Source organism: Phyllobacterium phragmitis, from assembly GCF_002980495.1.
Classification (GTDB): domain Bacteria; phylum Pseudomonadota; class Alphaproteobacteria; order Rhizobiales; family Rhizobiaceae; genus Paramesorhizobium; species Paramesorhizobium phragmitis.
In genome coordinates, this window is sequence record NZ_PVBR01000125.1 from 1 (window position 1) to 255 (window position 255).

1 protein-coding gene is annotated in these 255 nt (G+C 59.6%); it reads right to left on the reverse strand.

Annotated elements, in window-relative coordinates; translation table 11 throughout:
* Positions 1-239: hypothetical protein (locus C5748_RS27635; RefSeq protein ID WP_199194929.1), on the reverse strand; the 239-nt coding region annotated here is incomplete at its 3' end.
* Positions 240-255: the final 16 nt, after the last annotated feature.

The following is a 255-nucleotide window of genomic DNA, read 5'->3' on the forward strand; positions in this document are numbered from 1 at the left end:
CAGATCGTGTCTGGAGTGAGATCGGGCGATTTCAGATTCTCGGCGATGAAACGCCGGACCCGGTCGAACTGGATTGCCGTAATCGGCGCCCTGGCTGCCTCCAGGGTCGCCGGGGTCTGACGAACCATGGCTCGAACAAGTGCTCCGAAAGCCTCACTCACGGCAGCCGCATCCGTGACAGTCAGCATGTGTGCCCGGTCTTTCACGGACAGGAGAAAATCCGCGATGATATGAGACATCGGTCCCATGACGAGC